7 protein-coding genes and 1 pseudogene are annotated in these 6,879 nt (G+C 75.0%); 7 read left to right on the top strand and 1 reads right to left on the bottom strand.

Features of this window, described 5'->3' with window-relative positions; translation table 11 throughout:
* From B9S61_RS18315 to B9S61_RS18325, 3 genes are all read left to right on the top strand, one after another.
* Positions 1–447: FkbM family methyltransferase (locus tag B9S61_RS18315; RefSeq protein ID WP_146064882.1), on the top strand; the 447-nt coding region annotated here is incomplete at its 5' end.
* A 24-nt stretch (positions 448–471) separates the two neighbouring features.
* On the top strand, positions 472–1,002 hold the full coding sequence (locus tag B9S61_RS18320; RefSeq protein ID WP_258039728.1) for a hypothetical protein: 531 nt from the start codon (positions 472–474) through the stop codon (positions 1,000–1,002).
* A gap of 42 nt (positions 1,003–1,044) precedes the next feature.
* Positions 1,045–1,656: a hypothetical protein gene (locus tag B9S61_RS18325; protein WP_103543233.1), complete on the top strand. Its 612-nt coding sequence runs from the start codon at positions 1,045–1,047 to the stop codon at positions 1,654–1,656.
* On the opposite strand, the gene B9S61_RS18330 is transcribed toward B9S61_RS18325, so the two are convergent.
* Positions 1,637–2,509, bottom strand: coding sequence for a RimK family alpha-L-glutamate ligase (locus B9S61_RS18330; RefSeq protein WP_103543234.1), 873 nt, complete (start codon positions 2,507–2,509; stop codon positions 1,637–1,639). The two genes, B9S61_RS18325 and B9S61_RS18330, sit on opposite strands and share 20 nt — an antisense overlap.
* A 258-nt stretch (positions 2,510–2,767) precedes the next feature.
* Here B9S61_RS18330 and B9S61_RS43485 point away from each other — a divergent pair, with 258 nt between their 5' ends.
* The 4 genes and pseudogenes from B9S61_RS43485 to B9S61_RS18350 form a co-directional block, all read left to right on the top strand.
* Entirely contained in the window at positions 2,768–3,235 is a 468-nt protein-coding gene (locus tag B9S61_RS43485) for an ATP-binding protein (protein ID WP_103543235.1), read from the top strand.
* A gap of 73 nt (positions 3,236–3,308) precedes the next feature.
* A pseudogene (locus tag B9S61_RS18340) lies at positions 3,309–4,364 on the top strand (MerR family transcriptional regulator); the annotation flags it as partial.
* A 494-nt stretch (positions 4,365–4,858) separates the two neighbouring features.
* Entirely contained in the window at positions 4,859–6,355 is a 1,497-nt protein-coding gene (locus B9S61_RS18345) for an acyl-CoA synthetase (protein ID WP_103543236.1), read from the top strand.
* The coding region (locus B9S61_RS18350; RefSeq protein ID WP_308457777.1) for a carboxyl transferase domain-containing protein at positions 6,348–6,879 on the top strand (532 nt) is incomplete at its 3' end. The genes B9S61_RS18345 and B9S61_RS18350, both read left to right, overlap by 8 nt.

Raw genomic sequence — 6,879 nt, forward strand, 5'->3', positions numbered from 1 at the left:
CGCCGGGACATCCACGGCCACGCCCTCGACGTCACCTGCGTCGCCCTGGACGAACTCGGCCTGCGCGACGTGGGCTTCATCAAGGTGGACGTGGACGGCAACGAGCCCGCGGTGCTGCGCGGCGCCACCGGGATCCTCGCCCGCGACCGCCCGGCCCTGTTCGTGGAACTGGAGTCCCGTATCCAGCCGATCGCGCCGGTGGTGACGTACCTGTCCATGCTGGGCTACGACGGCTGGGTGCTGCCCGACCGCGCCTGGATCCCGCTGTCCCGCTTCCCGCTGGAATCCCACCAGGCCCGCAACGCGTACGTCGTCACCCGCGGCCTGCTGCGCCGGGTCCTGCCCCACGACGCGCTCCGGGGCCCGCGCTACATCAACTCCGTGCTCTTCCTCCCGGACGGCCGCCGCCCCGGATCCGGACGGGAGACCGATGCGCTCGCGCGGTGAGGCGGCCGTGGCATGATCCGGGCCATGGACCGGTTCCCCTGCTCCGCCGCGTGGCTGTCCCGGTGGCGTGCCGAGGTCATGGACGCGGTGAACGGCCTGCTGCCTGCGTTCGAGGCGGCCCACGGTCACCGGCCGGGCACGAACGAGGTGCGGGTGGCCGGCGAGGAGGACCTCCGGGCCGCCCGCGCCTACGGCCGGGAGTTCCTGGCGTTCGGGGACGGGATCACGTTCTACGAGTCGATCGGGGAGGTCGTCCTGCCCGACGCGGGCAAGGGCTGCTTCGTCCACTCGGCGCGGGACGTCCTGCACGGGCTCGCGGAACGGGGGCCGGTCTTCGTCCCCCTGGCCGACGACCCCCACGGCATGGTGATCGCCTCGAACGGCGAGGGCCTGCGCTACGTCGCCGACCGGGGCGGCGCGATCCACCGGTCCCGGTCCGCCTCCCCGGACGAGGGGGAGTTCGACCGGATCGCCGACGGCCTGCCGCAGTTCCTCGATCACCTCGGGCGCTGCGTCGTCACGTTCGCGCGGACGGGGGCCGTCGGGGACCTGTGACCACCGGCCCCCTGAAGCGCGGGACGCCCGCGGTGGGCGACGATGGTTCCCGTGCCCACCGGACGAAACCCCACCGGCCCGTTCACCCCGCGCGACTTCCAGCTCGTGCTGCTGCGCCGCATGGCCGACCACAGTCCCGGCCCGGTGGAGGACGCCCGGCGGGAACTGGGCGCCTCCCTCGCGGACATGCGCGAGGCCAACAGGCGCTGGCAGGCCATGGTCCGCTCACCGCGCTCCCGCCCGGCCCTGTCGCGGTACAGGTCCGTGCTCGGCGAGCCGGAGGCCCGCACCCCGCGCAGGATCGGCGACCTGGACTGCGAGGCGTGGCGGTGGCCGCTCCCGCTCTGGCCCTCCCTGCGCTTCGAGGTGCTGGTCCCGGCGGGCGGTGGCGCGGTGTGGAACGAGTGGCTGGTCCGCGCGCCGGACGCCGAGCCGCCCGCCCTGCGCACGGTGGAGGACCTGACCCCCTGGTCGTGCACGGTGGACGAGGCCGCCCGCGCCTTCGCGCCCGCCCGCCCTCTGGAGGGCACCGCCCCCACCCGGTGGGGGCTCGCCTTCACGGCCCCGGACGCGGCCGGCGTACGGCGCGAGGTGGTCGCGGAGTTCACCTGGGGCCTGCTGCAGCGTACGGCGGTCAGCGGGCCGCGGCCCTGAGGATCTCCTCCACCACGCGCGGCACCGACTCCGGGTGCAGCCACAGGAACAGGTTCGGTTCGACGAGTTCCAGCTCCATGACCCGGGGCCGGCCGTCCTCCCCGTCCACCAGGTCGACCCGCGCGTACAGCAGCTCGGGCGCTCCGGATACGGCGGCCAGGGCGCGTTCGGCGACGGCCAGTTCGGCGGTGCCCGGGGTCCATTCCGTCAGTCCGGGATGGGCGACCTTGCGCTGGTCGTAGGGCGTGCCGGGAGCGAGTACGGGCCCCTTGCGGCTGGCGTGGAGGAGGCTCCCGCCGAAGAACTGCAGGGCCCGCTCGCCGGCGGTGTCGATACCGCGCACATAGGGCTGCACCATCGCGGTGAGGCCCTCGGCGTGCAGGTGCCGGAGGTGCCGGACGGCCGTGTCGTGCTCGTCGGGGGTGTAGCGGGCGGCGAGCCGGGCGCCGGCGCCGGAGGTGGGCTTGACGACGTACTCGTGGTCGCCGGGGAGGCCGGGGGCGTTCCCGGGGGCGAGGTACCGGGTGTCCACCACCGGCACCCCGGCGGCGGCGAGATCGCCCAGGTACCGCTTGTCGGTGTTCCACCGCACCACGTCCACCGGATTGGCCAGCCGGGTCACCGCGGCGCACCGGGCGGCCCACGCGGTGAACTCGTCCGCCCGCCAGCTGTAGTCCCAGGTCGAGCGGATCACGGCGAGGTCGAAGCCCGCCCAGTCCACCCCGCCGTCGTCCCACACCTCGGCGGACGCCCCGGCGCCGGCCTCCGCCAGCGCCCGCACCAGCGCCGGCAGGTCGCGGTCCTCGGCGATGCCGGGTCCGGGTGCGCAGGTGACGAGCGCGATACGGGGCACGGCGGCTCACTCCTCGTACGGGCAGCTGATCGACGAGCAGGCTAACAGCCCGTTTCTGGAAGTTCCATGGGAATCCCCGTCCGCCCCCGACTCGCCTGACCTCTCTGACCTGCGGTTTCCGACAGCACCGGCGCAGCGGCCCACAGAGGACGTTCAGGCTCGCCCCGGACCGGCCCAGAATCCCCCGGCACCGTGAGGCGGACGCGGCGCCGTGACGGCCGGAGGCGACCGCGCACCCCGACCGACCAGGGAGCCCCGATGATCGAAGTCCGCGGACTGACCAAGCGCTACGGCGAGGTCCTGGCCGTCGACGACCTGACGTTCGCCGTCCGCCCGGGGGAGGTGACCGGGTTCCTCGGTCCCAACGGGGCAGGGAAGTCGACCACGCTCAGGATGGTCCTCGTCCTGGACGCCGCCACCTCCGGGACCGCCACCGTCGGCGGGGGCATCGGCGTCGGCACGCACGACGGGATGGCCGTCCTGGGACTCCACGACGAGGGCCCGGGCATGTCCGCCGACCAGGCCGCCCGCGCCTTCGACCGGTTCTACCGCGCCGACGCCGCCCGTGGCCGCACCGGGGACGGGGGCGCGGGTCTCGGCCTGGCGATCGTCAGGTCCCTGGTGACGGCCCACCACGGCCGGGTGGAGCTCCGCACGGCCCCGGGCGGGGGTGCCACGTTCCGTGTCCTCCTCCCGACGCACGAACCAACGGACGACCGCGCTTGACCTTCACCTTCGGGGAAGCCCCAGCATCGGTGGCGGAACGCGGAAACGCGGTACGGAAAGAGGGGGAAAGGCGATGGACATGCTGGCGATCGGCGCCTTCGCGAAGGCGTGCCGGCTGTCCCCGAAGGCACTGCGCCTGTACGACGAGCTGGACCTGCTGCGCCCCGCCCGGGTGGACCCGGACACGGGTTACCGCTACTACGCGGCGGAGCAGCTCGAGCAGGCCCGGCTGGTGGCGTGGCTGCGCCGCCTGGGCATGCCGCTGGCCGAGATCCGTCGCGTCCGCTCGCTGGACGACGGTGCCGCCGCCGTGGAGATCCGGGCCTACTGGGCCCGGGTGGAGGCGGAGACGGCGCCGCGGCGGGACCTCGCCGCGTTCCTGGTCGATCACCTCACGGAAGAGTCGAGAAGGGACACCACTGTGAACACACTGGAACTGCGCTACTGCGCCCACTCCGACCGGGGCCGGGTCCGCACCGCCAACCAGGACACGGCGTACGCGGGCTCGCGGCTGCTGGCCGTGGCCGACGGCTTCGGTCCGGCAGGGGCGCCGGCGAGCAGCGCGGCCGTGGAGGCGCTGCGATTCCTGGACACACGGGAGATACCGGCGGGCGGGATCCTGAACGTGCTGGAGGACGCGGTGCAGGGCGCCGCGCAGGCGGTGCGCGACGCGGCCGACGGCGCGGAGGAGGCGGGCACCACGCTGACGGCCCTGCTCTGGACGGGCTCCCGCCTGGCCCTGGTCCACATCGGCGACTCCCGCGCGTACCTGCTGCGTGACGGCGAGCTGTTCCGGGTCACCCACGACCACACGGTGGTCCAGTCGATGCTCGACGAGGGCCGGCTGACCCCGGAGGAAGCGGTCTCCCACCCCCAGCGCACCCTTCTCCTGAGGGCCCTCACGGGCACGGAGGCGACCACGTCCTCCCCCGACCTCCGCCTGCACGACGCCCACCCGGGCGACCGGTACCTCCTCTGCTCCGACGGCCTCCCGACGGTCGTCCCCGACGACACGATCAGGGACCTCCTCACCACCGCCCCGACCCCGGAGGAGGCGGTACACACCCTGATCACCGCGGCCAACGACTCCGGCGGCCCGGACAACGTCACCTGCGTGGTGGCAGACATCCACCACTGCCCCACCTGGCCCCGACCCCACGCCACCCCCTTCGCCCCCACGGACAGCGGTGCCGCAGGGCCGAAGGGGCCCCCACCCCACCGCGGCGCCACAGGAACGATGGGGATCCCCACCCCACCCCACCGCGGGCAGTCGTGCCGCTGGGGCTACCGGCCACCGCGGGCAGTCGTGCCTCCCCCAGAGGGGGTACCCCCAGGGCGGCACGGGTGGGCGATGGGGGTCCCCCCGCTCGAGCGAAGCCGAGAGTGGGGGAGGCACCCCGCAAGCGCCGGGCCGCGCGATCCACCCCCGGCCCCCACCCACGCCGGGCGCCGCATGCAGCACACCTCCGGACCGGGTCCCGGACGGCCCCTCCACACCGCCCGCCCCGCTCCCCGAACCACGTGCGCGCACGCACCCCCATCGGGGTAGGTCACCCTGGACCGACCGGGTACCGCCCACACAGCGGCCACCCCCGATCACCAGTGAGCCAAGGAGTACGCCGCGTGCCCCCTCTCTTCCCTGCCCTCACGGCCGCCCTCACCGCCACCCCCGCCGCCGACCGCCCCGCCCTCCGCTTCGGCGAGCGCTCACTGACGTACGCGGAACTCGCCGGGACGGCCGCCGCGGTCGCCGGGGGCCTGACCCGGGTGCGCCGGGTCGCCGTCTGGGCCACGCCGACGATGGAGACCGCGGTCGCGGTCACCGCGGCGCTGCTCGCCGGGGTGGCTGTCGTGCCGCTCAACCCCAGGTCGGGCGAGAAGGAACTCGGCCACATCCTGACCGACAGCGCCCCGGACCTGGTGCTCACCGCACCCGGAACCCCGCTTCCCGCGCTCCTGGCCGCTCTCCCCCGGGTCGACGTGGACACGACCGCGAGGGGCGCGCTCCCCGACGACCGCGCGCACAGCCCGCAGGACCCCGCCCTGATCGTCTACACCTCCGGCACCACCGGCCCGCCCAAGGGCGCCGTCCTCCCCCGTCGCGCGATCGCCGCGACGCTGGACGCCCTCGCCGACGCCTGGCGGTGGACCGGTGACGACGTGCTGGTGCACGGGCTCCCGCTCTTCCATGTGCACGGCCTGGTCCTCGGCACGCTGGGCCCGCTGCGCCGCGGCGGCTCCGTGCGCCACCTCGGCGCCTTCACCACCGAGGGCGTGGCGCGCGAGCTGAACGCCGGTGCGACGATGCTGTTCGGCGTGCCGACGATGTACCACCGGATCGCGGAGGCGCTGCCCGCCGAGCCGGAGCTGGCCGAGGCGCTGGCCGGGGCCCGGCTGCTGGTGTCGGGTTCGGCGGCGCTGCCCGTGCACGACCACGAGCGGATCGCGGCGGCGACCGGACGGCGGGTCGTCGAGCGGTACGGCATGACGGAGACGCTGATGCTGTGCTCGTCCCGGTGGACGCCCCCGGACCCCCCGCCCGCCGTCCGCGCGGACGGCGGGGCCCGCCCCGGCACGGTGGGCGTGCCGCTGCCGGGGGTGGAACTGCGGCTGGTGGAGGAGGACGGCTCACCGGTGGCGGCGTACGACGGCGAGACGGTCGGCGAGATCCAGGTGCGCGGGACGAACCTGTTCACCGGGTACCTGAACCGGCCGGACGCCACGGCCGCCGCGTACACCGCCACCGGCTGGTTCCGCACCGGGGACATGGCGGTGCGCGACCCGGACGGCCATGTCCGGATCGTCGGCCGCAAGGCCACCGACCTGATCAAGAGCGGCGGTTACAAGATCGGCGCGGGGGAGATCGAGAACGTGCTGCTGGAGCATCCGGGGGTGCGGGAGGCCGCGGTCACCGGGGAGCCGGACGCCGATCTGGGCGAGCGGATCGTGGCGTGGGTGGTGCCGGCGGACCCGCACGCCCCGCCCGGGCTCGACGAGCTGGCCGATCATGTCGCCGGGCGCCTCGCCCCGCACAAGCGCCCGCGCGTCCTCCACCACCTCGACGCCCTCCCCCGCAACGACATGGGCAAGATCATGAAGCGGGCGCTGTCCCGTGGCTGACCGTCTCCCGGCCCGCGAGGCCGTCACCGCCCTCACCGACGACTTCACCGAACTCCCCGACCGGATACGGGAGTCGGCCCCGGACGGTCCACTCCACTGGCCCGGCTACGACGCCGCCCACGCCCGCGCCGCCGAACGCACCGGCGAGCGGGAGTCGGTGATCTGCGGCACGGCCCGGACCGGGGGCACCGACGTGGTCGTCATCGCGTTCGAGTTCGGCTTCCTCGGCGGTTCCCTCGGCGAACGCACCGGCGACCGCCTGGAGTCGGCGTACGTCCATGCCCGCGCGCACCGGCTGCCGGTGGTCTCGCTGGTCGCCACCGGCGGCAGCCGGATGCAGGAGGGCATGCTCGCCCTCACCCAGCTCCAGCGGGTGGCCCGGGAGTCGGTGCTCACCCGGGAGGCCGGGCTGCCGCAGATCGCGGTGGTGCGGGACCCGACGACGGGCGGCGGGTGGGCCACCCTGGGCGCGGGCGCGGACGTCGTGCTGGCGCTGCCGGGCGCGCAGGTCGGGTTCGCCGGTT

The organism is Streptomyces sp. SM1, assembly GCF_002910825.1.
Classification (GTDB): Bacteria; Actinomycetota; Actinomycetes; order Streptomycetales; family Streptomycetaceae; genus Streptomyces; species Streptomyces okerensis.

What these genes read in the sequence shown, in the direction of transcription:
- B9S61_RS43485 (WP_103543235.1), top strand. Translation starts at nt 2,768, where the DNA reads ATGATCGAAGTCCGCGGACTGACCAAGCGCTACGGCGAGGTCCTGGCC.
- B9S61_RS18320 (WP_258039728.1), top strand. Translation starts at nt 472, where the DNA reads ATGGACCGGTTCCCCTGCTCCGCCGCGTGGCTGTCCCGGTGGCGTGCC.
- B9S61_RS18325 (WP_103543233.1), top strand. Translation starts at nt 1,045, where the DNA reads ATGGTTCCCGTGCCCACCGGACGAAACCCCACCGGCCCGTTCACCCCG.